We start from the raw sequence: 20,793 nt of genomic DNA, 5'->3' as shown, positions 1-20,793 counted from the left end.
CTCCGTGGGAGGTGTGGTGGGTGGCTGACGCCGACCCGGCGTCCGGCGGGGACGACCCCGACGGCGACGCGCCGGACGCCGCCGCCGCTGCCGCCGATTCGGACGCGACGGGGGCGTCGGGGTCGGCCGGCGCGGTCATCGTTCCGGTCGAGCCGAGTTCCACGCTGCGCTCGACGGTCGCCCACGTCGCGGAGGCCGCAGCGGCCGACGGCGCGTCCGCGATCCACCTCGTCGAGATCGCCTCGTGGCGGAACGGGGACCCGGAGAGCGAGGAGCGGGCCGCCGCCGCAGAGCGCGTGCTCGAACGCGCCGCGGCGTGGACGACCGCCGACCTCGACGACTCCGAGGCGCCCGCCGCCCCGGACGTCGAGGTCGTCACGGCGGTGCTCGGCGCCGACGACTACCTGTTCGGCGCCGACGACTACGTCCGCGTCCTCGCGGAGTACGCCGAGGCGAACGACGCCGACCGCGTCGTCCTCGACCCCGAGTACACCCCGGTGGGCAACACGACGCTGCTCCAGCCGCTGGAGTTCGCCCTCTCGAACACGCCGCTGTCGGTCGAGACCGCCCCGGTCGACCGGCCGACGCGACGCGAGCGGTTTCGGACCGAGGCCACCACCGGCCGGTTCGTGGCGCTGTTCGGGCTGTCGCTGGCCTTTTACCTCCTGTTGGGCAACCCGACCTACTGGTTCGACGCCGTGACGGGCGTCGCGACCGCCGCGATCGTCTCGATCACCCTCTCGCGGGTGAGCCTCGATTCGAACCCGGCGATTCCGCGGACCCCGATGCGGATCCTCCGCGGGCTGATATACGTCCCCGTGCTGCTGTTCGAGATCCTGAAGGCGAACCTCGTCGTCGCGCGCGTCATCCTCGATCCCCGGATGCCGATCGAGCCGACGATGAACCGGATGCGGGTGATCGTCGGGAGCGGGCTCCCGCTGATGACGCTCGCGAACTCGATCACGCTGACGCCCGGAACGCTCACCGTCCGCGCCCGCGACAGCGACCTCTACGTCCACTCGCTCGTCCCGTGGGCCCGCGAGGGGCTGTTCGACGGTTCCCTCGAACGGTGGACGCGCTTCATCTACTACGGTCGCCGGTCGGCGCGGCTCCCGACCCCCCGCGAGCGCGACGATGTCGCGATCCTCCAAGGCCCCGACGCCACCGAGGAACTGCCCATCGCCGCCGCCGCCGGCGGAGTTGTCGACGCGAGCGACGCGGCTGACGGAATCGACGCGGCCGACGCGAGCGACGGTAGCATCAGTAGCGACGATGCCTCCGACGAGGTGACCGACCGATGAGCCTCGTGGACGCCTCGCTCGCGGCCGGCTACACCCTCGGCGACTTCCTGCTCGTCGCGGCCGCCGGCTTCGCCGTCCTCGCGGTCGGCATGCTCTACCGCGCGGTCGTCGGGCCGACGATGCAAGACCGGGTGTTGGCGGTGAACGTCCTCGGGACGAACACCGTCGTCATCCTCGCCATCCTCGGCGCGGCGCTCGGCGAGCCGACGTTCCTCGACATCGCCTTAGTGTACGCGCTGCTCAACTTCCTGATGGCCATCGCCATCTCGAAGTTCACCGTCGAGCGGGGTGGTGTGCTGTGACCGCCGCCGCCGCGACGGAGACGGCCCGCGTGTGGCTCGTGGTCGCGCTCACGCTGCTCGGGCTGTTCTTCTCGTTCGTCTCGATGGTAGGCGTGCTCCGCCTGCCGGACGTGTACTCGCGGGCACACACCGCCTCGCAGGCCGACACGCTCGGCGCGGGGTTCGGCCTCGCGGCCGTCGCCATCACCGTCGGACTGGCGGGGGCCGGATTCAAGTCGGTCCTCTTGCTGTTCTTCATCTTCGTGACGAACCCGACCGCGGCCCACGCCATCGCCCGGGCCGCCTTCGAGGAGGGAATCGTGCCGTGGATCGAGGGGGACGACCGCCGATGACCGGCGCGCTCGCGTCGGCCGGCCCCCTCGGCGCGCCGGTGGTCGCGCAGGTCACCGCCATCGAGGCGAGCCTGTTCGTCTTCGTCGTGTTGACCGCGCTGTTCACCGCGCTGGCGCGCGACGTGCTCGCGGCCGTGATCATCTTCGGCGCCTACAGCCTCGGGATGGCCGCGCTGTACACGTTCTACCGCGCGCCGGACGTGGCGATGACGGAGGCCGCCATCTCCGCCGGCGTGACGACCGTGCTGCTGCTCCTCACGCTCGCGAAGACGACCCGGCTCGACCACGAGGCCGCATTCGAGTCGGTGAACCTGCCGGCGGCGGGCGCGGCCGGCCTGTTGTTCGCCGGGCTGATGCTCACGATGGGCGACATTCCCGCGGTGGGTTCAGCGGACGCGCCGATCTGGTCGAACCCGGACGTGACTCAGTGGTACATCGCCGAGACGTACGCGGAGACGCACGTCGAGAACACGGTGATGGCCGTGCTGGCGGCGTTCCGCGGGTTCGACACGTTCGGCGAGGCGGTCGTCGTGTTCGCGGCCGGGATCGCCGCCCTCATCGTCCTCCACAGGGAGGTGTTCGCATGAGCGGCTCCGACTCCGGCGTCGACACTGACGCCGCAGACACTGACGCCGCCGACACCGACGCCGTCTCGAAGCCCGCCACCGACGGCGGATTTGGTCGCGACCGGCCGCCGCGAAGCGACGGGCGACTCGACTCGGAGCGTCGGCAGGGGACCCCGTACACGGAGAGTCAGGTCATCATGTCGACGGTGAAGATCGTCACGCCGTTCGCGTTCACCTACGGCCTGTTCGTCACCTTCCACGGCGGCGGCTCGCCCGGCGGCGGGTTCCAGGGCGGCGCGATCGTGGCCGCGGTCGTGTTCATGATCGCGTTCGCGTTCGGGATCGAGGCGACCCGGCAGTGGCTCGCGAACACCGTCGTCGTCGCGCTCGCCGTCGGCGGTGCGCTCGTCTTCGCCGGCATCGGGCTGGTCCCGGTCGCGCTCGGCGGCGCGTTCCTGCAGTACGAACTGCTCCCGATCCCGGACCCGGTCAAGTATGGGATGGAGGGCGTCGAGATCCTCGGGATCGGGACGATCGTTGCCGGCGTACTCATGGGGCTGTTCTTCGTCCTCGCGAAGGGGTTCAGCGACGCGGGCGGGTTCGCCGACGCGGACGCCTTCGACGACGAGGTCGGCGACGGCACCGACGGTGACGGCGAGCCGACCGACGCCGAGTCCCTCGACGGGGAGTCGAACCCTGGGGGACCGGCCGCGGCCGACGGAGGTGAGCCGTAGTGTTCGCGCTCGCATCGGCCGGTGGCGCGGTCGATATCCTCGCGACGAGACACGCGTACGTCGCGTTCGCACTGCTGTTGTGTATCGGCCTCTACATGATGATCGCGAACCCGAACCTCGTGAAGAAGATAATCGGACTCAACCTGTTCCAGACGGCGATATTCCTGCTGTTCATCGCCTCGGCGTACGTCGAGGGCGGATCGATCCCCATCGTCCCGATCGGGGGTCCGGAGGGCGGGCTCTACGTGAGCCCGCTGCCGCACGTCCTCGTGCTCACCGCCATCGTCGTCGGCGTGAGCCTCACCGCGGTCGGGCTCGCGCTGTGTATCCGAATATACGACGAGTACGGCACGCTACGGACCGACACGCTCCGCGAACTGCTCCGCGACGAGGGCTCCATCCCCGCCCGGCGCTCGCCGAACGCGGCGGGCACCGACGGGGAGCCCGCCGCCGACGGATCTGCCGGCGCGCCCGACGCGGGAGGTGAGACGGATGATTGACGTCCTCCTACCGCTCGCGGTCGTCGTCCCCATCGTGGCGGCGACGCTGCCGCTGGCGCTCGGTCTGCGGTACGACCGCGTCGGGTGGCCGATCGCCGCTGTCGGCACGACCGCGGTGGCCGGAATCGCGGCAGCGATCGCCGCGGAGGTCGTCGTCAACGGCCCGTTCGACCACGCCCTCGGCGGCTTCCTCCCGCCGGTGGGAATCGAACTCGTCGCCGACCGGCTGTCGGTAGCGGTGCTGCTTCTCGTGGCCGCGGTCTCGGTCGCGACGCTCGCGTTCGCTCGCGTGGCCGGCCCCCGCGGGAACCCGTTCTACAGCGCGTACCTCCTGCTGGTCGGCGGCCTCGTCGGGATGGTGCTCACCGGGGACCTGTTCAACCTGTTCGTGTTCCTCGAGATCACCGGGCTGACGACGTACGCGCTCATCGCCTCGGACCGGTCGGGCGCGAGCGCGTACGCCTCGCTGAAGTACCTCGTCGTCGGCACTGTCGGCGCCTCGCTGTACCTGCTCGGCGTCGGCTACGTCTTCCTCGCGACGGGGACGCTGAACATGCTCGACGTCCAGGCGCAGATCGTCGCGCAGGCCGGCTACGGCGACCCGCTCGTCCGCGCGAGCTACGCGTTTATCGTGACCGGGCTGGCGCTGAAGATCGCCATCTTCCCGGTCCACTCGTGGCAGCCCGACGCCTACCAGCGCGCGCCGGACTCGGTCACGACGGTCGTCGCGGCGCTGGTCTCGACGACGAGCGCCTACGCGCTGATCCGCGTGACCTACACCGTGTTCACCGTCGATTTCCTCGCGGCGAACGAGGGGATCGCGACCGCGCTGCTCGTCGTCTCGACAGTCTCGATCGTCGCGGGCTCTGCGCTCGCCGCGATGCAGTCGAACCTCAAGCGGATGTTCGCGTACTCCTCGGTCGCGCAGTTCGGGATGATCGGCGCGGCCGTCGCGCTCGCGAACGAGACGGCGCTGCTCGGCGGGATCGTCCACCTGATCGGTCACGGGATCATGAAGTTCGGCCTCTTCCTCGGGATCGGGCTGCTGGCGCTCGGCTACGGCAGCCGGCAGATGAGCGACCTCGCGAGCGCCGCCCGCGCGGCGCCGTACACGTCCGGTGCGGTCGCCGTCCTCGGCCTCGGACTCGTCGGGATCCCGCCCTCGATCGGCTTCCTCGGCAAGTGGTACATCGGCGTCGGGGCGGTCGACGCCGGCCTCGCCGGCGGCGGCGCGGTCGGGATCGCGGTCGCGGCGGCGATATTCGTCAGCACGCTGTTCACGCTGTCGTACGTCGCGCGCCTGATCGAGCGGTTCTACTTCGCCGGCGCCGGGCTCCCCGGCGACCACGGCGAAATATTCGGGGACCGCGGTGACGACGACGCGGCCACCGACGGCGGGGACGCCGCCGCGGTCGGTGGTCGCAACGAATCACCGGCGAAGACGGCTGACGGCCTTCCGGCGCCCGTCGAGGGCGCTCCGCGGTCGTGGCTCGTTCCCGACCGAGTCCCGACGGCGCCGTTGCTCGCGCTCGGACTGGCGGTGCTGGCGACGGTCGCGCTCGGCTTCGGCGGCTTCGCGCTCGCGGAGTGGTTCGGCCCGTTCCTCGCGGAGGTGTTCGCATGACAGACGTTGTACTCTCAGACCCACGACCCCTACTGGCGGTTCTCGTCTCGTTCGTCGCGGCGTTCCTCATCGTCGCGTCGTACCGCTCGCCGAACGTCCGCGAGGGGTGGACGCTCGTCGCGTCGCTCGTGAAGTTCGGCATCGTCGCGTCGATGCTGCCGGCGGTCCTCGACGGCACGACCTTCGAGTGGACGCTCGGGGCGTTCCTCCCCGGGATCGGCGCGCCGATCGAGTTCGCGCTCCGCGCGGACGCGCTCGGCATGCTGTTCGCGTTCCTCGCGAGCGGGCTGTGGATAATCACCTCCTTCTACAGCATCGGCTACATGCGCGGGCTTGACGAACCGAACCAGACCCGGTACTTCGCGGCGTTCGCGGTGTCGCTGGCCGCGACGATGGGGATCGCGTTCGCGGGCAACCTCGTGACGATATTCGTCTTCTACGAGCTGCTGTCGATCGCGACGTACCCGCTCGTCGCACACGACGAGACGGCCGAGGCGCGCTCGGCCGGCCGCAAGTACCTCGCGTACACGATGTTCGGTGGCGGCGTCCTCGTCTTGGCGGGCACCGCGCTGGTCTACCTGCTCGCCGGCTCCGTCGACTTCACCGCGGGCGGGATCGCGGAACTCGCGAACGCCGACCCCGGGCTGGCGATGCTGGCTTTCTTCCTGCTCGCGATCGGGTTCGGCGTGAAGGCCGGAATCATGCCGCTCCACCAGTGGCTCCCCGAGGCGATGGTGGCGCCGACGCCGGTCTCCGGGTTGCTCCACGCGGTCGCGGTCGTCAAGTCCGGCGCGTTCGGCGTCTCGCGGGTCGTCCTCGACGTGTTCGGTCCCGAACTCGTCTTCGACCTCTCGCTTCCGTTCGGGTTCACTGCCGGCCTCGTCCTCTCGACTATCGGCGCGATCACGCTCACGGCGGCCTCGCTCATCGCGCTCCGGAAGGACCACCTGAAGCGCCGGCTCGCCTACTCGACGATCAGCCAGCTGAGCTACATCATCCTCGGGCTCGGGCTGTTCGGCTGGTACGGGCTCGTGGGCGCGCTGCTTCACATCCCGGCGCACGCGTTCATGAAGCTCACCCTGTTCTTCTGCGCGGGCAACATCCACGTGTCTACCCACACTGACTACATCTCGCAGATGGCGGGGATCGGCAAACGGATGCCGCTGACGATGGGGGCCTTCACCATCGCCTCCCTCGGAATGGCGGGGATACCGCTGCTCGCCGGCTTCGTCAGCAAGTATTACATGCTGATCGGCGGCGTGCGGATGGGGATGAACTTCACCCCGGTCGCGTACTACCTCGCCGGCGCGCTGCTCCTCTCCGGCGTGCTCAACATCGCGTACTTCTGGCCGGTCATCTACACCGCCTTCTTCGAGGCGGAGGACGCCCACGACGCGAAGCCCCTCGTCGACTTCCCGCTCGGCGGCGAGTCGCGGTCGATCGCTGCGGCGACCGACGGGGGCCGCGCAGGTGACGACGCGGCGACCGACGGGGGCCGCGCAGGTGACGACGCGGCGACCGACGGGGGCCGCGCAGGTGACGACGCGAACGAAGACAACGCCGAAGACGAGAACGGTGAAGCCGAGAACGCCGACGGCGTGGACGACATCGTCGCGGACGCGGGCGGCGGCGACGACTCGACGCCCGACGCGGACGGCGTCGACGAGTCCGCGGTGCCGGACGCCGACCTCGACGACCTGCCGACCGACGAGGACGGCGTCGTCCGACCGGACTTCGACACGAGCGAGCGCGACTTCTCGGAGCCGGCCGAGCGCGTCGACACGGGCGATTACGCGGTCGACCAGCGCCCCTCCGACGCGGACGTGCCGTTCGGACCCGGACGCGGTGACGCGTCCGACGAGAGTGTGTCTGACCTGAGTGCGGCCGACGCCGAAGCGGACCGCGCCTCCGACGAGGATCGGGGCCCAGACGACCCGCACGGCGACCACGACGACGACCCGCACGGCGGTCACGACGCTGACACGCACGACGACGGCCACCACGGCGGGCCGCCGGCTGGCGGCTGGGAACACATCGCCGGGCTCGACGCCCTCCGCGGGCGCGAGTCGACGTGGTTCACGCTCGGGCCGATCCTCACCGCGATGACGCTCGCGGTGCTACTCGGCGTGATCCCCTACGAGATGGGCTTCCTCGAGCTGATCGAGCTCATCGTCGACACGCGGCTTCCCGAGGGGGTGGTGCGCCCGTGACGGTGCCCACGAGCCTCCTCGCGTCGATTCCGCCGTACATCCTGCTCGCGTTCGCGGCGCTCGCGGTGCTGGCGCTGCCGCGGCGGGCGGGACACGCGGTCGCCGCGCTCGCGACGGCGTTCACCTTCGCGCAGGCGGTGCTGCTCGGCGACGGCGGCACGGGCGCACACCTCGCGACGACGTTCCTCGGCTTCGACGTCGTGTTCTTCAACGTCGACCAGTTCTCGCTGCTGATGGGGGTCGTCGTCGGGTTCCTCGCGACGGCCGCGGTGCTGTACGCCTACGGCAGCGAGGCGCCGACGTGGGTGACCGCGTTCGCGCTGACCTACGTCGCCACGACCCTGGGGACGATCTACGCCGGCGACTGGCTCACCCTGATCTTCTTCTGGGAGCTGACCGCCGTCACCTCGACGCTGCTCGTCTGGCAGCACGGCGGGGCGGCGGTACGCGCGGGGTACCGCTACGCGCTGTTCCACGGGACCGGCGGGACCATCCTGCTCGCCGCCGTCGTCGTCCACTTCGTGAACGCGGGGACGTTCCTGTTCTCGGAAACGGTCGGGATCCACCCGGCCGCGGCGGTCCTCGCGGCGGTCGGCATCGGGATCAACTGCGGGTTCATCTTCCTGCACAGCTGGCTGCCGGACACCTACCCGCGCCCGCACGTCGCGGCGTCGGTGTTCCTCTCGGTGTTCACCACGAAGACCGCCGCCTACGTCATGTACCGTGCGTTCCCCGAGGGCGGCATGTGGCTCGCCTACCTCGGCGGGTTCATGGCCGTCTACGGTGCGTTCTTCGCGCTGCTCCAGTACGACCCGCGCCGGCTGCTGTCGTACCACATCCAGGCCCAGCTCGGCTACATGCTCGCCGGGTTCGGCCTCGCCACGGCGGTCGGCGAGTTCGCCGTCGTCGGCGGCTTCGCGCACCTGTTCAACAACGTCCTCTACAAGAGCCTCCTGTTCATGGCGGTCGGCGTCGTCGTCTACCGGACCGGCGTCGAGGACATCCGCGAGATGGGCGGGCTCTGGCGCGTGATGCCGGTCACCTTCCTCGTCTACCTCGTCGGCGCGGCCTCGATTACGGCGGTGCCCGGCTTCAACGGCTTCATCTCGAAGGGGATGGTACTCGACTCCGCCCACGAGGTCCACGAGTACGTCCTTCTGCTGGACAGCGGGCTGCTCTGGTGGCTGCTCGTCCTCGGCGGCGTTGGGACGTTCATGTCGTTCATCAAGCTGGGCTACTACATGTTCTTCCACGGTTCGGCGACGCTGTCGCCGGACGACGCTACCCCGTTCCAGACGGTCGGAATGCTGTTGGCCGCCGGCGCGTGCGTCTTTTTCGGCGTCTTCTACACCCAGCTGATCGAGCTGATGCCGTTCACTGACCTCATCCTCAGTGACGAGGTGTACTTCAAGCCGTACAGCCGGAGCCACTTGGTCGAGAGCGCGGCGCTGCTGGTCGCCGGCTTCGCCGGCTTCTTCGCGCTGAAGCGCCCGCTCGGCTGGCTCGCCCACCGGATGCCCGACGTCGACGCCGTCCTCTTCCCGGCCGCCTTCTACCTCGGGCGCGGTTCGGTGTGGGGCGTCACTGAACTGTGGGCGGCCGTCGACCGCGCGACGATGGCGCTGGCGGGCGCGACGATGCGGACCGCGACCAGTCCACGCGAGACGCTCTCGCGGGCCGGCGTCGATACGGAGATCCGCGCCGGTATCGGTCGGAGCGTGCTGTTCCTGACGCTCGCCGCCGGGGTCGCGCTGTTCGCCTCCCTGCTGCTCTGACGCGGGGTCGAATCGCCCGCGCTCGGCGGCTTTTGTCCGGTGTTACTCCGTTCCGTCACTGACGCGTCTGGCCTGCTCGCTGAGCGTGAGGAACGCGACCGCACCGAAGAACGCGATCACGAAGCCGAGAACGGCTCCGTCGTCGCCCCCGGCATAGTGCGCGAACAGAATCGGAGTGACGCTCAGACCGAAGAGGCCCAGCCCGTAGCCGACCCGGTCGACGGGGTCGCTGAACCGCGGCGCCTCTCCGAGCAGCGAGACGTCGAACCCGAGGTAGAAGTACGCGGCGCCGGCGTAGACGGCGGCGGTCCCGAACGTCGTCGGGCGGACCGGGGCCAGTTGGTGAACGCCGAAAGCGACCGAGAGACCGACGCCGACCGCGAGCGGGAGGGCGCGCTTCATGGGGGTCCGTTCAGGTACTGAAGACGTTCGTCGTCGATACGCGCGGTCAGCGGCGTGGTTAAACGGCGAGCGGGGTCGGCCGAGGCGGATCAGTGCGAGAGGGCTCGATCGAGGCGGCTCAGTACTCCTCGTACGCGAGGTTCATCATCCACTGCGAGAAGGCGTCGGCCTGCGCGTCGACCTCCTCCTCACCGATGAACGGCGAGAGCATATCGTCGGCCATCAGCAGCGAGAAGTCGAGGTCGCGCGGTGCGGGCTCCAGATAGTAGGTGTTGTGGCCGTCGTAGACGGTGTCTTCGCGCTGGATGACTCCGGCCTCCTCCAGCGACTCGGCGATGCGGCTCCCCTTGCGCGAGGAGACGTCGAGTTCCTTCCAGAAGTCGCTCTGGTGGATGCCGCCGGTCTCGCGGATGAGTTCGAGGCCGGCGCGCTCGTCCGCCGACAGGTCGGACTCGATTTCGGACGCGCTCATACTCTCTCACGCCTCCCGAATCGCTTAAAACTGGCTTTCCGATCACACGCGCCGCGGCCGCACGACCGGCGTCTCACCGGCGGGTGAACGCGAACTCCCCGCGAGACGGATCGACCGTCGCGACCCCGACGCCGCGGAAGCCGAGGTTGAGCAGGTGTGGCCGACCGTCTCCTCCCTCGCCGGCGTCGTATCCGAACGCGTGCGAGTGGCCGCTGAACGCGGCGAACACGTCGTGGTCTCGGATCGCGAGGGCGAGCGCGATCGATCCGGTGTGGAGGTGTTCGCGGTCCGTCTCGCGCGTGCCGACCGCGTGGTGACGGTCAAACGAGGTGCCGAACGGGGGCACGTGGGTCGCGAGCAGCGCGTCGGAGCGACCGCCCAGGCGCTCCGAGAGTCGCTCGTACGTCGCCTCCATCGTCTCGACGCCCCGATGGAACGCGGCGGCCTCGTCGTCGGCGATCCCCAGCGACGCCGCGGCCTCCCGGACCGACGCCGATCCGCTGACGACGCGGTGACACGCGTCGAGCAGGTCGTCGGCGATCCGGTCGGCCACGTAGCGGCGGTCCTCGCGGGGGAACGTCCGTGGGTCGAGCGCGTCGAACTCGGTCTGCGGGAGCGGCGGGGTGAGCGACCGGCGCTCGCAGCCCCAGCCGACGACCGTGAGGTCCCCGAGCGTCCGGGCGCTCAGGTGTTCCGCGGTGGCGCCGGAGACGGGGGCCACCACCTCGGCCGGCATCGGATCGGGGTCGTGGTTCCCCGGCACGTAGACGACCGGAACGTCCGGCGCGAGCCGTTCGACGAACCGACGTGCTAGGTCGGCGTCGTCGTCGCCAGCCCGGTGCGTGAGGTCGCCGATAACCAGCGCGGCGTCGACGTCCTCGGGCGGCGACACCGCGTCGAGGTCGTAGTCGTCGGCCGCGGGCTTCAGATGGAGGTCGCCACAGACGAGGAGCCGCATCGTCCCTGAACGTTCACGTCCGAGGTGAAAACGTTCCGCACGGTATGGTATTGAGGCGCATACTCGTTCTATCTCTCGAAGCACCGGTCCCGGACGGAGTCGCGTCGCAGGTCGGGGGGTTCCGCTCAGGCGTCGCCGACCGCGAACTCCTCGGGGAGCGGGACCGGATCCGCGGGCGTCTCGCAGGGCGGTCCGTCGGCGTACGCGACGGCGGGGTCGTCGCCGGTCCGGATCCGGGTGAACGAGCGCGTCCCGAACCCCTCGCCGTGGAGGCAGGCGCCGTACTCGTGGTCCGCGAGGACGCCGCTCGCGCGGTCGAGCCACGACGCGCCCGACTCGCCCGGCTCCGGGACGAGCGCGGCCGCGATCCGCCGGGCGCTGTCGGCGCGCCCTCACCGAACTCCCGTCGGCGCTCGGGGACCGCGAACCGCTCCGCGCCGTTGACCACCCCCCCGACGTTGCCGACGACGTGGACGCCCGGATCGAGTCGGGTCACGACGAGGCCGCCGTCGTACATCAGCAGGAACGCCGCGCGGTCGTCGGCGAGGACGAGGTTGAAGCCGGCGTACGCGCGCTCGTCGAGTTCGCGCTCGACCGATTTAACCGCCGCCTCGGCGGAGGCGGCCGTCAGGCAGTCGCGGACGAGCAGCCCGCGCGAGCGGTCGCCATCGCGGTCGGCGTCGAGCCATCGGTTCGTGACCGCGACGACGAGGCCGCCCTCGGAGACGCCGATCCACGTCCCGCCGGCCTCGGCGTCGCGCGGGGCCACGTACCGGACGCCGCCGTCATCGTCGGTGCCGCCACGCACCGCCGGCGGCTCGCTCGGGCGGTCGAGCGCCTCGTCGCGCGTGGCCGCGAGCGCGACTGGAGCGTCGCCGAACGCCCGCCACGCGAGAGTCAGGGTACACACGCCACCGAGTACGCCCGAGCGACTGAAAAATCCACGGGGTCCCACGCACGCGTTTACTCACAATAAAAGAAATCTTTTGGTGACTGACCGCGTGGATCCGGATATGGACGCGATTGCCGTCTACGAGGGAGCCGACGAACCGGTCGTGACAGAGAAGCCGCGACCGGAACCCGCGCCGGGCGAGGCGCTGGTTCGGACCCTCCGAGTCGGCGTCGACGGGACGGACCACGAGGTCATCGCCGGCGGTCACGGGGGGACCCCCGCGGGCGAGGACCACATCGTGTTGGGCCACGAGGCCGTCGGCGTGGTCGAGGACCCGAACGACACGCCGTTCGAGGTCGGCGACGTCGTCGTCCCGACGGTCCGCCGGCCGCCCAACGGCGCCAACGAGTACTTCGCGCGCGGCGAACCAGACATGGCGCCGGACGGGGAGTACCACGAGCGCGGCATCGTCGGCGCACACGGGTTCATGGCCGAATACTTTACCAGCCCGGCGGAGTTCCTCGTCGAGATTCCGTCGGCGCTCGCGGAGTGGGGGTTCCTCGTGGAGCCGATCTCGATCGCCGAGAAGGCGATCGAACACGCGTACGCCAGCCGGTCGGCGTTCGGCTGGGAGCCCGAGTCGGCGCTCGTGTTAGGGAACGGGTCGCTCGGACTGCTGACGGTCGCGACCCTCGACGAGTCGTTCGACCGGATCTATTGTCTCGGGCGGCGCGAGCGCCCCGACCCCACCATCGACATCATCGAGTCGCTGGGAGCGACGTACGTGAACTCGAACGACACCGCGATCCCAGACGTGCCGGAGGCGTACGAGCCGATGGACCTCGTCTTCGAGGCGACCGGCCACGCGCCGCACGCCTTCGAGACGATCGAGGCCCTCGCTCCGAACGGGGTCGGCGCGCTCCTCGGCGTCCCGGGAGATTGGGAGTTCGAGATCGACGGGGGCCGGCTCCACCGCGAGTTCGTCCTCCACAACAAGGCGCTCGTCGGCAGCGTCAACTCCGGGTACGGCCACTTCGAGTCCGCCGTCGAGTCCCTCTCGGGGCTCTCCGCGGAGTTCCTCGGCGATCTCGTGACGGGAATCCACGGGCTCGACGAGTTCGAAGCCGCGTTCGCGGATGACGACACGACTATTAAAACGGCGGTCGAATTTATCGCGTATGAAGAACGTTGACGACCTCATCGACAGCGCGGCCGAGCTCGCCGAGCGGGGGCTCTCGAAGGGAGAGATCGCGGACGAACTGAACGTCTCCCGCGAGACGGCGAGCTGGCTGGTCGAGCGCAGCGGCGGCGCCGAGGCGGGGGAAGCGCCCGCGGACGCGACGGCGTCGGCCGACATCCACGTCGACTGGTCGGCGCTCGGGCGCGACTCGACGCGCCTCGGCTACGCGGCGAGCGCGATGGCGGACCTGCTGGCCAAACAGGGGAAGGAAGTCGACCTGACGGTCGGCATCGAGAAGGCCGGCGCGCCGCTCGCGACCGCGGTCGCGGACCGGCTCGACACCGACCTCGGGACGTACGCGCCCGCGAAACACCAGTGGGAGGAAGGGGACATCGACGAGCACGGCGGCGGTTTCTCGCGGAACTTCGCCGCGATCCGGAACCGCGACTGCTACGTCGTCGACGACATCATCACCTCGGGGACGACGATGCGGGAGTCGATCGACGCGATCCGCGAGCAGGGCGGCGAGCCGGTGGCCTGCGTCGTCCTCGTCGACAAGATGGGGTACGACGACATCGACGGCGTCCCCGTCTACTCGCTCGTCGACGTGGTTCGCGTCGACCGCGAGGAGTAAGCCGGGGCAGCCAGCCGGTCGCCGGCCGGCCCGCCCCGCCGTACCCGTGCGGAACCCATTTGCGTCGGCGACGCGTACAGCGCTGTATGACGTTCAGCCCCGAAGCGGACGCCGACGCCGAAGAGATCGAACAGCGCGTCGAGACGGTTCTCGCCGACAACGACGTGGTACTCTTCATGAAGGGGAACCGCCTGATGCCGCAGTGCGGCTACTCCCAGCGCGCCGTCGAGCTGATCTCCCAGCACGTCGAGGAGTTCGAGACGGTCGACGTGTTGCCCGCGCTGCCGGAGTACCGCGAGGCGCTGGAGTCCCACAGCGGTTGGGAGACGATCCCGCAGACGTTCGTCGACGGCGAGTTCGTCGGCGGCAGCGACGTGCTCGGCGAACTCGACGAACGAGGCGAGCTCGCGGCCGAACTCGGCGCCGAGTGAGGGCGGAGATCGCCTCGCGCTCCGACCCGAGTCCGTGACGCGGCGTGTGCGCTCGTCACACCGATCCTCACACCTCGAAGGGCAGTCCATATAAACCCACGGTGCCTACGTAAGGTAGGTGCAGCAGTCGCCGCTGCCGCCGTGACCACCGGTTCGACCCCACCGCATTCCACAAACAATGACAGGCCGCGTGTTCCGACTTCATTCGACGCTCGAACTGCCACTCGAAGACGTAGAGACGTACTTCGACGAAGATCCCGATCTACCGCAGGAGATCGACGACATCGACATCACGCGTCGAAACAACACACTCATCATCAAGGCCCTGTCCGACGACGAGTCGATCAGCAAGTACACGCCCACGGCGCAGCTGAAGGCGTCGGTCACGGAGACCCGCGTCTGGGAAGAAGAGCCACCCCGCGCCGGCGGCCCGCAGTGGATGGACGACGAGGAAGAGGAGATCCCCTCCGAGCTGGTCGAGTTCGCCTGCTTCAAGGGCGACCGCGAGACCGTTCTCCAGAACTCCGCGCTCCAGTACCCGATGTTCCGCGTCCTCCGTAAGATCGCGACGCTCTCCGAGAAGGGGACGCTGACCGCGATCACCGAAGAGGACGACGAGCTCGAGGCGACGCGGATCGTCGAGGGCGAGCCGCGTCCGGCCAGCATCGAGGTCGTCGAGAGCCCACAGGGCGCCGGCGAGGGCGACGGCGGCGTCAACTGGCGCGACAACGAGTTCATCTCGGACTGAGGCGGCGCGCTCGTCGCGTCCGACCTCGCGTCGCACGCGGTACGCGGCCCCGCCGGTGCGTACTCCGCCGAACACGGCCGCCGCGGGCCGACCGCCGACCCTTTATCCGCGCGACTCCCTCTCCCGCTCATGAGCAACTGGGTGAGCCTCTTCTCGGGCGGGAAAGACTCCTCGTGGGCGCTGTACCGCGCCCTCGAGGAGGGGCTCGACGTCTCGCGACTGCTGACCGTCCACCCCGCCGGCGACTCGTACATGTACCACACGCCGGCGACGGAGCTGGCCGCGCTCGCGGCCGAGAGCGTCGGGATCGAACTCGTCGAGGTGTCGCCCGACGACTTCGGCGCGGACGACGTCGACGACGCGGGCGCGCAGGGCGACGCCGAACTGGAGCCGATGGAGGCCGCGCTGCGGGAGATAGCCGCGGCGGACGATGTCGACCTCGCGGGCGTCACGGCCGGCGCCGTCGAGAGCGAGTTCCAGACGAGCCGGATTCAGGCGATGTGCGACCGGCTCGAGATCGACCTCTTCGCACCGCTGTGGCAGCGGGACCCGGTCGAACTCGCCGAGGCGATGTTCGACGCGGGCTTCGAGATCCGGATCGTTCAGGTGGCGGCGTACGGGCTCGACGAGTCGTGGCTCGGGCGGCGGTACGACGCGGAGGCGCTCGACGACCTGCTCGCGCTCCGCGAGGAGTACGGCGTTCACCCGCTCGGCGAGGGCGGCGAGTTCGAGACGTACGTCGTCGACGGGCCGCACATGGGCCGGCGCATCGACCTGACGTACGACGCGGTGTGGGAGGGCGACCGCGGGCACGTCGAGATCCGCGACGCGCGGCTGGAGTAGTTCGGCGTCGATCCTTGAATCGGCTGAAACGGTCCGCTACGGCCAGTTACCGGCCTGATCGTACGCGTCCACGATCCGACCGGTGCCGACGACGTACGCGGCGGTGCGGAGGTTGGGGACCTCGTTCGACTCGTAGGTGTCGACGAGCGTGTCGAACGCGTCCGTGATCACCCGTTCCAGCTCCTCGTTGACGCGCTCCTCGGTCCAGCTGAACCGCTGGCGGTTCTGGACCCACTCGAAGTACGAGACGGTGACGCCGCCAGCGTTCGCGAGGATGTCGGGAACGACGTGGACGTCACGCTCGGCGAGCACGTCGTCGGCGTCGGGCGTGAGCGGACCGTTCGCGGCCTCGACGATCAGGTCGGCACCGACGTCCGCCGCGAGGTCGGCGTCCACCGCGTTCTCCAGCGCGGCCGGCACGAGACAGTCGACGTCGAGCGTGAGCAGTTCGTCGTTCGTGAGCGCGTCGGTGCCGGCGTAGCCGCTCACCGACCCGGTCTCGGCCTTGTGCGATTTCACGTCGCGCGGGTCGAGGCCGTCGGGGTCGTGGACGCCGCCCGAGGAGTCGGACACCGCGACCACGCTCGCCCCGAGGTCGTCGAGCAGCGCGGCGGCGATCGACCCGGCGTTGCCGTACCCTTGGACGGCGACCGTCGCGCCCGCGAGGTCGCGGTCGAGCCAGTCGAACGCCTCGCGGGCCGACAGCGCCACGGAGCGACCGGTCGCCTCGACGCGACCCTCGCTGCCGCCGGAGTCGAGAGCCTTCCCCGTGATGACGCCGGGTGCGGTGGTGTTCTCCAGCGTCTCGTAGGTGTCTTTGATCCAGTTCATCTCCCGCTGGCCGGTGTTGACGTCCGGCGCGGGGATGTCTCGGTCCTCGCCGATCAGCGGGCGGAGTTCGGTCGCGAACGCGCGGGTGAGCCGCTCCAGTTCGGATTCGGAGTAGTCGGCCGGGTCGATCGCGATTCCTCCCTTCCCGCCGCCGTACGGGACGTCGACGACGGCGCACTTGTACGCCATCCACCCGGACAGCGCCTTCACCTCGTCGCGGGTGACGCCCGGGTGATAGCGGATCCCGCCCTTGTACGGCCCCCGGTCGCCGTTGAACTGCGAGCGGTACGCGCGGACGGTCTCCAGCGACCCGTCGTCGCGCTCGAACGTCAGGTTCGTCTCCAGCACTCGCTCCGGCTTCTTCAGCCGCTCGATGACGCCCGAGTCGGCGTCGACGACCGCCGCGGCGTCGTCCACCTGCTCTCGCAGACTCTCGAACGGGTTCGCCTCAGAAGACATACTTCCACCTCTGGTGGCCGGTGGTTAACTGTGACGGACGGCCCCATAGTGGCCGCGTCCACCGGCCTCACCGGTCGCCGTCGGGCGCTCGGTCGAGGATGCGCTCCGCCTGCGCGATCAGCGGCGCGTCGATCATCTCGCCGTCGACCTGGAAGACGGCGCGCCCCTCGCGCTCCGCCTCGTCGCGCGCGTCGAGGACGGCCGCGGCCCACTCGACCTCTTCCGGGTCCGGGGTGAACGCCTCGGTGATCGGCGCCACCTGCGCCGGGTGGATCGCGAGCTTCCCGTCGTAGCCGAGCCGGCGTGCGAACGCCACGTCCTCTCGGAGCCCGTCCTCGTCGGAGAAGTCAGTGTACACGGTGTCGACCGCGTCGACGTCGGCCGCGCTCGCCGCGAGGACGACGTGTTCGCGGGCGTACAGCACTTCCGTCCCCTCGTCGGTCCGGGTCGCACCCACGTCGGCGGCGAGGTCCTCCGCGCCGAACACGAGGGCGTCGGTCGCGTCCGCGGCCGCTATCTCCCGGGCCGAGAGGACCCCCGCCGCGGTCTCGACGAGCGCGAACACGGCCGCGTCGCGCCCGCGCTCGGCGCACAGTTCGGCGACGCGCTCGACCCGGTCGGCCGCCTCCACCTTCGGGAGCATCACCGCGTCGAGGCGGATGTCGTCGCTCCCGTTGGCGTCGCTCCCCAACACGCCGTCGAGGTCGGCCGCGGGCGACTCGGCGGTCAGCCGGACGCAGACCTCCGCGTCCGGGTCGAAGTCGGGACCCGCCAGCACCTCGCGAACCGCCGCCCTCGCCTCGTCCTTCCGCCCGGGGGCGACGGCGTCTTCGAGGTCGAAACAGATCACGTCGGCGCCGGCGCCGGGCGCCTTCCGCATGAGGTCAGGACTGTCGCCGGGCGAGAACAGTAGACTTCGGCGTGGCATGTATCCGGCTCCGCGGGCGGGCGGCTAAAATCCGCCGGCCCCGAGAGCGGTACCGATTTCACGGCGCCGGGCGACGGACGGGCCATGCCCGGACTGTACTACGAGGAGTTCGAGGTCGGCGAGACGATCGACCACGCGAAGCGCCGGACGATCAGCGAGGCCGATAACCAGCGCTTCTGCGACATGACGATGAACCAGCAGCCGCTCCACCTCGACGCCGACCTCGCCGGGGAGACCCAGTTCGGCGAGCGACTGGTGAACGGGCTGTACACCATGTCGCTCGCGGTCGGGGTCTCGATCCCCGAGACGACCGACGGGACCATCGTCGCGAACCTCTCGTACGACGGGGTCGAACACCCGAACCCGGTGTTCCACGGCGATACGATCCGCGCGCGGTCGACGGTGACCGACAAGCGCGAGACGAGCGACGGCGAGCGCGGCGTCGTCACCATGCGCGTGGAGGCGTTCAAGGTCGTCGACGGGGACGACGACGTCCTCGTCTGCGAGTTCGAGCGCACCGTCCTCTCCGAGAAGCGGCCGGAGGGTGACGAGAGCGACTGAGGCCGTCAGTCGTCCTCGTCGGCGAGCAGCAGCCCGAGGTACGAGGTCCGCACCTGATCGCCGGCGTCGAGGCCGAGTCGGTCGAGCGCCTCGATCGCCGCCTCGCGGGTCGCGTCGACCTCGCCTTCCGACTCGACGGCGCGCTCGATTTCGACGTACTCGTCGAGCCCGGCGACGGCGTCGAGCGTCACCGTGAAGCCGTCGTACGCCCAGAAATCGCGCTTCTTCTCCACCGTCGCGGCCGGCTCGAAGCCGAGCCCGGACAGCACTGCGGCGAGCGCCTCGCCGTCGTCGACGCCCGTCTCGTGTTCGGCGCGGGTCTTCGAGGCCTCGTCGAGGAGCGGGCCCTTGTAGGTGACCGTCGCCGCGGGGTCGGCGCCCCCTTCCGCCGACCCGTCGCGGTCTCCCTCTCCTGACCCGTCGCCGTCCGACAGCGGCGTCTCGCGTCGGATCCGGAGCGCCTCGTCGGTCTCGGCGAACTCGCGGTGCGGCGCGTCGTAGTAGGTGTCGCGCTGTCGCTTGGCGGCGACGCGCTCGGCGCCGGCCTCGCGGAGGCGCTCCCGCGTCGCGTCCAACTCGGCCGGGACCTTGATCTCGACCTCGTACATGCCCGGGGATGCGACCGGGGCGTTCATAAGCGGCGCGGGACTCAGCGGAGTTCCGCGACGAGCCCCCGCGGCCCGTGCGCCGGCGCGTCGGCCGCTGAACCGCCGCTATCGCCCGCTCGTCGGCTGGCTTCGGCCCGAACCGTGCTTCTTAAGGGTGTAACAGGAGACCTTCAGGTATGAGCGATCAGGAGCAAGCGGACGCGGCCGCCGAGGCCGAGGAGACCGAGACCGAGACTGACGCCGGCGGACTCGAAGACGGCGACTTCGTCCGCGTCGCGTACACGATCCGAACGGCCGACGACGACCGCGTCATCGACACGACGGACAAGGAGACGGCCGAGGACGCCGAGATCGACACCGACGAGTACGAGTTCGAGCCCCGCATCATCGCGCTCGGCGCCGGCCACGTGTTCCCCTCCGTCGAGGAGGCGTTCGTCGGCGGCGCCGTCGGCGACGAGGGCACGGTCGACGTCCCCGCCGAGGACGCCTTCGGCGAGTACGACCCCGACGAGGTCGAGACAGTCAAGGCCGACAAGATCCCCGAAGACGAGCGCTACCCCGGCGCGCAGGTCCAGATCGACAACCAGCAGGGCCACCTCGAGACGATCATCGGCGGCCGCGCCCGCGTCGACTTCAACCACCCGCTGGCCGGCGAGGACCTCGAGTACGAGTACGAGATCCTCGAAGCCATCGACGACCGCGAGGAGCAGGCGTCGGGCATGCTCGGGATGTACCTCCAGGAGGCGCCGGAGGTCCGCATCGAGACGGTCACCGAGGAGGAGGAGACCGTCACCGAGGACGACGACGGCGAGGAGTCCGTCGAGACCGAGGAGGTCGAGAAGGACGTCCTCTACGTCACGGCGACGCAGGCGATGCAGATGAACCAGCAGTGGATGTTCCAGAAACAGCAGATCGCGCAGGACCTCATGGACCGTCTCGATCTCGACCGCGTCGTGATCGAGGAGGTCATCGAGGGCGGCGGCATGGGCGGTCTCGGCGGCATGATGGGCGGCATGGGCGGCGCCGGCGCGGGCGACGTCGACATCGAGGAGGCGCTCGAAGACGTCGACGTCGACGCCGACGAGATCGTCGACGAGATCGACGAGGAGTAGTCGACCCCGCTTCTCTCGGTTCCCGGTTCTGCCGTTTTTATCTCCCGACGAGCGACCGCTCCGACGGCCGAACGAATCCCTTTTGCCCGCCGATGCGCCCACACCGGGTATGGAGATCGAACGGGCACGCGAGGACGCGCTCGTCGCCGGGATCGCGGGCGCGGCGACGGTCGCGATCGCGCTGCTGTCGAGTCTCACCGGCGTCGTCTCGGTCGCCACGCTCCCGACGCTCGCGCCGCTCGCCGTGTACGCACTGTACCTCTTCTCGCGGAAGGGCGGGCCGTACGGATCGTTCGACACCGCGCGGAACTGGGCGGTCGCGGCGGCCGTCGTCGGCGTCGTCGTCCTCGGCGCCTCCGCCGTGCTGTAGGCTCGGTGCGTGAACGAAGG

Annotated in this window: 23 protein-coding genes and 1 pseudogene; 17 read left to right on the top strand and 7 right to left on the bottom strand. The window is 70.1% G+C overall.

The window, feature by feature from the left end; genetic code table 11:
- Window positions 1-20 precede the first annotated feature (20 nt).
- Genes C463_RS15850 through C463_RS15810 form a run of 9 tightly spaced genes read left to right on the top strand, consistent with a single transcriptional unit; the run spans window position 21 to window position 9,344 of the window.
- Complete coding sequence (locus tag C463_RS15850; RefSeq protein WP_008445807.1) at window positions 21-1,301, top strand: monovalent cation/H+ antiporter subunit E; 1,281 nt, start codon at window positions 21-23, stop codon at window positions 1,299-1,301.
- Complete coding sequence (locus tag C463_RS15845; protein ID WP_004598222.1) at window positions 1,298-1,603, top strand: cation:proton antiporter; 306 nt, start codon at window positions 1,298-1,300, stop codon at window positions 1,601-1,603. The genes C463_RS15850 and C463_RS15845 overlap by 4 nt, the downstream gene beginning before the upstream one ends.
- A complete protein-coding gene (gene mnhG, locus C463_RS15840; protein WP_008445806.1) occupies window positions 1,600-1,935 on the top strand; it encodes a monovalent cation/H(+) antiporter subunit G in 336 nt (111 codons plus the stop codon). Before C463_RS15845 ends, mnhG begins: the two co-directional genes overlap by 4 nt.
- The gene (locus C463_RS15835) at window positions 1,932-2,522 is read left to right on the top strand and encodes a DUF4040 domain-containing protein (RefSeq protein ID WP_008445797.1); all 591 of its coding nucleotides are present in this window, start codon (window positions 1,932-1,934) and stop codon (window positions 2,520-2,522) included. The genes mnhG and C463_RS15835 overlap by 4 nt, the downstream gene beginning before the upstream one ends.
- Window positions 2,519-3,235 (top strand): MnhB domain-containing protein, encoded by a 717-nt coding sequence (locus tag C463_RS15830; protein WP_008445795.1) that lies wholly within the window; start codon window positions 2,519-2,521, stop codon window positions 3,233-3,235. Before C463_RS15835 ends, C463_RS15830 begins: the two co-directional genes overlap by 4 nt.
- Window positions 3,235-3,735, top strand: a complete 501-nt coding sequence (locus C463_RS15825) for a cation:proton antiporter subunit C (RefSeq protein ID WP_008445793.1) — start codon at window positions 3,235-3,237, stop codon at window positions 3,733-3,735. The genes C463_RS15830 and C463_RS15825 overlap by 1 nt, the downstream gene beginning before the upstream one ends.
- On the top strand, window positions 3,728-5,359 hold the full coding sequence (locus C463_RS15820) for a proton-conducting transporter transmembrane domain-containing protein (RefSeq protein WP_008445792.1): 1,632 nt from the start codon (window positions 3,728-3,730) through the stop codon (window positions 5,357-5,359). Before C463_RS15825 ends, C463_RS15820 begins: the two co-directional genes overlap by 8 nt.
- Entirely contained in the window at window positions 5,356-7,569 is a 2,214-nt protein-coding gene (locus tag C463_RS15815) for a cation:proton antiporter (protein ID WP_008445790.1), read from the top strand. Before C463_RS15820 ends, C463_RS15815 begins: the two co-directional genes overlap by 4 nt.
- A complete protein-coding gene (locus tag C463_RS15810) occupies window positions 7,566-9,344 on the top strand; it encodes a Na(+)/H(+) antiporter subunit D (protein WP_008445788.1) in 1,779 nt (592 codons plus the stop codon). Before C463_RS15815 ends, C463_RS15810 begins: the two co-directional genes overlap by 4 nt.
- A gap of 42 nt (window positions 9,345-9,386) precedes the next feature.
- Here C463_RS15810 and C463_RS15805 read toward each other — a convergent pair whose 3' ends face one another.
- The 4 genes and pseudogenes from C463_RS15805 to C463_RS15790 form a co-directional block, all read right to left on the bottom strand.
- A complete protein-coding gene (locus tag C463_RS15805) occupies window positions 9,387-9,746 on the bottom strand; it encodes a hypothetical protein (RefSeq protein ID WP_008445779.1) in 360 nt (119 codons plus the stop codon).
- A gap of 118 nt (window positions 9,747-9,864) precedes the next feature.
- The gene (locus tag C463_RS15800) at window positions 9,865-10,218 is read right to left on the bottom strand and encodes a helix-turn-helix transcriptional regulator (RefSeq protein WP_004598213.1); all 354 of its coding nucleotides are present in this window, start codon (window positions 10,216-10,218) and stop codon (window positions 9,865-9,867) included.
- A gap of 73 nt (window positions 10,219-10,291) precedes the next feature.
- Complete coding sequence (locus tag C463_RS15795) at window positions 10,292-11,176, bottom strand: metallophosphoesterase family protein (RefSeq protein ID WP_008445776.1); 885 nt, start codon at window positions 11,174-11,176, stop codon at window positions 10,292-10,294.
- A 125-nt stretch (window positions 11,177-11,301) separates the two neighbouring features.
- Window positions 11,302-12,086: pseudogene (locus tag C463_RS15790) on the bottom strand (NRDE family protein).
- Window positions 12,087-12,189: 103 nt separating this feature from the next.
- Here C463_RS15790 and C463_RS15785 point away from each other — a divergent pair.
- The 5 genes from C463_RS15785 to C463_RS15765 all read left to right on the top strand — a co-directional run bounded on the left by C463_RS15785 (window position 12,190) and on the right by C463_RS15765 (window position 15,904).
- The gene (locus C463_RS15785; protein WP_008445773.1) at window positions 12,190-13,260 is read left to right on the top strand and encodes a glucose 1-dehydrogenase; all 1,071 of its coding nucleotides are present in this window, start codon (window positions 12,190-12,192) and stop codon (window positions 13,258-13,260) included.
- The gene (gene gfcR / locus C463_RS15780) at window positions 13,247-13,882 is read left to right on the top strand and encodes a transcriptional regulator GfcR (protein WP_008445771.1); all 636 of its coding nucleotides are present in this window, start codon (window positions 13,247-13,249) and stop codon (window positions 13,880-13,882) included. The genes C463_RS15785 and gfcR overlap by 14 nt, the downstream gene beginning before the upstream one ends.
- Window positions 13,883-13,968: 86 nt before the next feature.
- Window positions 13,969-14,313 (top strand): glutaredoxin family protein, encoded by a 345-nt coding sequence (locus C463_RS15775; protein WP_008445770.1) that lies wholly within the window; start codon window positions 13,969-13,971, stop codon window positions 14,311-14,313.
- A 178-nt stretch (window positions 14,314-14,491) separates the two neighbouring features.
- Window positions 14,492-15,061, top strand: coding sequence for a DUF7110 family protein (locus C463_RS15770; RefSeq protein WP_008445768.1), 570 nt, complete (start codon window positions 14,492-14,494; stop codon window positions 15,059-15,061).
- A gap of 129 nt (window positions 15,062-15,190) precedes the next feature.
- Complete coding sequence (locus tag C463_RS15765; protein ID WP_008445766.1) at window positions 15,191-15,904, top strand: diphthine--ammonia ligase; 714 nt, start codon at window positions 15,191-15,193, stop codon at window positions 15,902-15,904.
- 36 nt (window positions 15,905-15,940) lie between these two features.
- On the opposite strand, the gene C463_RS15760 is transcribed toward C463_RS15765, so the two are convergent.
- A complete protein-coding gene (locus C463_RS15760; RefSeq protein ID WP_008445764.1) occupies window positions 15,941-17,194 on the bottom strand; it encodes a Glu/Leu/Phe/Val family dehydrogenase in 1,254 nt (417 codons plus the stop codon).
- Window positions 17,195-17,261: 67 nt separating this feature from the next.
- Complete coding sequence (locus tag C463_RS15755; protein WP_049906045.1) at window positions 17,262-18,122, bottom strand: HpcH/HpaI aldolase/citrate lyase family protein; 861 nt, start codon at window positions 18,120-18,122, stop codon at window positions 17,262-17,264.
- An 84-nt stretch (window positions 18,123-18,206) separates the two neighbouring features.
- On the opposite strand from C463_RS15755, the gene C463_RS15750 reads away from it, so the two are divergent.
- Window positions 18,207-18,683 carry a MaoC family dehydratase gene (locus C463_RS15750; RefSeq protein WP_008445760.1) on the top strand — a complete coding sequence of 159 codons (477 nt, stop codon included), beginning with the start codon at window positions 18,207-18,209 and terminating at the stop codon, window positions 18,681-18,683.
- A gap of 5 nt (window positions 18,684-18,688) precedes the next feature.
- Here the strand turns inward: C463_RS15750 and cyaB are convergent, their stop codons facing one another.
- Window positions 18,689-19,291 (bottom strand): class IV adenylate cyclase, encoded by a 603-nt coding sequence (cyaB, locus tag C463_RS15745; RefSeq protein ID WP_008445759.1) that lies wholly within the window; start codon window positions 19,289-19,291, stop codon window positions 18,689-18,691.
- Window positions 19,292-19,467: 176 nt separating this feature from the next.
- On the opposite strand from cyaB, the gene C463_RS15740 reads away from it, so the two are divergent.
- Both C463_RS15740 and C463_RS15735 read left to right on the top strand, forming a co-directional pair.
- Window positions 19,468-20,403: an FKBP-type peptidyl-prolyl cis-trans isomerase gene (locus C463_RS15740; protein WP_008445757.1), complete on the top strand. Its 936-nt coding sequence runs from the start codon at window positions 19,468-19,470 to the stop codon at window positions 20,401-20,403.
- A gap of 109 nt (window positions 20,404-20,512) precedes the next feature.
- Window positions 20,513-20,773: a hypothetical protein gene (locus tag C463_RS15735; RefSeq protein WP_008445755.1), complete on the top strand. Its 261-nt coding sequence runs from the start codon at window positions 20,513-20,515 to the stop codon at window positions 20,771-20,773.
- Window positions 20,774-20,793 lie beyond the last annotated feature (20 nt).

The sequence above is a fragment of the Halorubrum californiense DSM 19288 genome, assembly GCF_000336875.1.
Classification (GTDB): Archaea; Halobacteriota; Halobacteria; order Halobacteriales; family Haloferacaceae; genus Halorubrum; species Halorubrum californiense.
This window is presented reverse-complemented; position numbering and strand designations above follow the sequence as displayed.

Excerpts from the sequence above, each read along its gene's own strand:
- gfcR (WP_008445771.1), top strand. The coding sequence starts at position 13,247 with ATGAAGAACGTTGACGACCTCATCGACAGCGCGGCCGAGCTCGCCGAG.
- C463_RS15760 (WP_008445764.1), bottom strand. The coding sequence starts at position 17,194 with ATGTCTTCTGAGGCGAACCCGTTCGAGAGTCTGCGAGAGCAGGTGGAC.
- C463_RS15765 (WP_008445766.1), top strand. The coding sequence starts at position 15,191 with ATGAGCAACTGGGTGAGCCTCTTCTCGGGCGGGAAAGACTCCTCGTGG.
- cyaB (WP_008445759.1), bottom strand. The coding sequence starts at position 19,291 with ATGTACGAGGTCGAGATCAAGGTCCCGGCCGAGTTGGACGCGACGCGG.
- C463_RS15835 (WP_008445797.1), top strand. The coding sequence starts at position 1,932 with ATGACCGGCGCGCTCGCGTCGGCCGGCCCCCTCGGCGCGCCGGTGGTC.
- C463_RS15735 (WP_008445755.1), top strand. The coding sequence starts at position 20,513 with ATGGAGATCGAACGGGCACGCGAGGACGCGCTCGTCGCCGGGATCGCG.
- C463_RS15845 (WP_004598222.1), top strand. The coding sequence starts at position 1,298 with ATGAGCCTCGTGGACGCCTCGCTCGCGGCCGGCTACACCCTCGGCGAC.
- C463_RS15785 (WP_008445773.1), top strand. The coding sequence starts at position 12,190 with ATGGACGCGATTGCCGTCTACGAGGGAGCCGACGAACCGGTCGTGACA.
- C463_RS15740 (WP_008445757.1), top strand. The coding sequence starts at position 19,468 with ATGAGCGATCAGGAGCAAGCGGACGCGGCCGCCGAGGCCGAGGAGACC.
- C463_RS15830 (WP_008445795.1), top strand. The coding sequence starts at position 2,519 with ATGAGCGGCTCCGACTCCGGCGTCGACACTGACGCCGCAGACACTGAC.
- C463_RS15770 (WP_008445768.1), top strand. The coding sequence starts at position 14,492 with ATGACAGGCCGCGTGTTCCGACTTCATTCGACGCTCGAACTGCCACTC.
- C463_RS15795 (WP_008445776.1), bottom strand. The coding sequence starts at position 11,176 with ATGCGGCTCCTCGTCTGTGGCGACCTCCATCTGAAGCCCGCGGCCGAC.
- C463_RS15775 (WP_008445770.1), top strand. The coding sequence starts at position 13,969 with ATGACGTTCAGCCCCGAAGCGGACGCCGACGCCGAAGAGATCGAACAG.
- C463_RS15750 (WP_008445760.1), top strand. The coding sequence starts at position 18,207 with ATGCCCGGACTGTACTACGAGGAGTTCGAGGTCGGCGAGACGATCGAC.
- C463_RS15805 (WP_008445779.1), bottom strand. The coding sequence starts at position 9,746 with ATGAAGCGCGCCCTCCCGCTCGCGGTCGGCGTCGGTCTCTCGGTCGCT.
- C463_RS15820 (WP_008445792.1), top strand. The coding sequence starts at position 3,728 with ATGATTGACGTCCTCCTACCGCTCGCGGTCGTCGTCCCCATCGTGGCG.
- C463_RS15755 (WP_049906045.1), bottom strand. The coding sequence starts at position 18,122 with ATGCCACGCCGAAGTCTACTGTTCTCGCCCGGCGACAGTCCTGACCTC.
- C463_RS15800 (WP_004598213.1), bottom strand. The coding sequence starts at position 10,218 with ATGAGCGCGTCCGAAATCGAGTCCGACCTGTCGGCGGACGAGCGCGCC.
- C463_RS15815 (WP_008445790.1), top strand. The coding sequence starts at position 5,356 with ATGACAGACGTTGTACTCTCAGACCCACGACCCCTACTGGCGGTTCTC.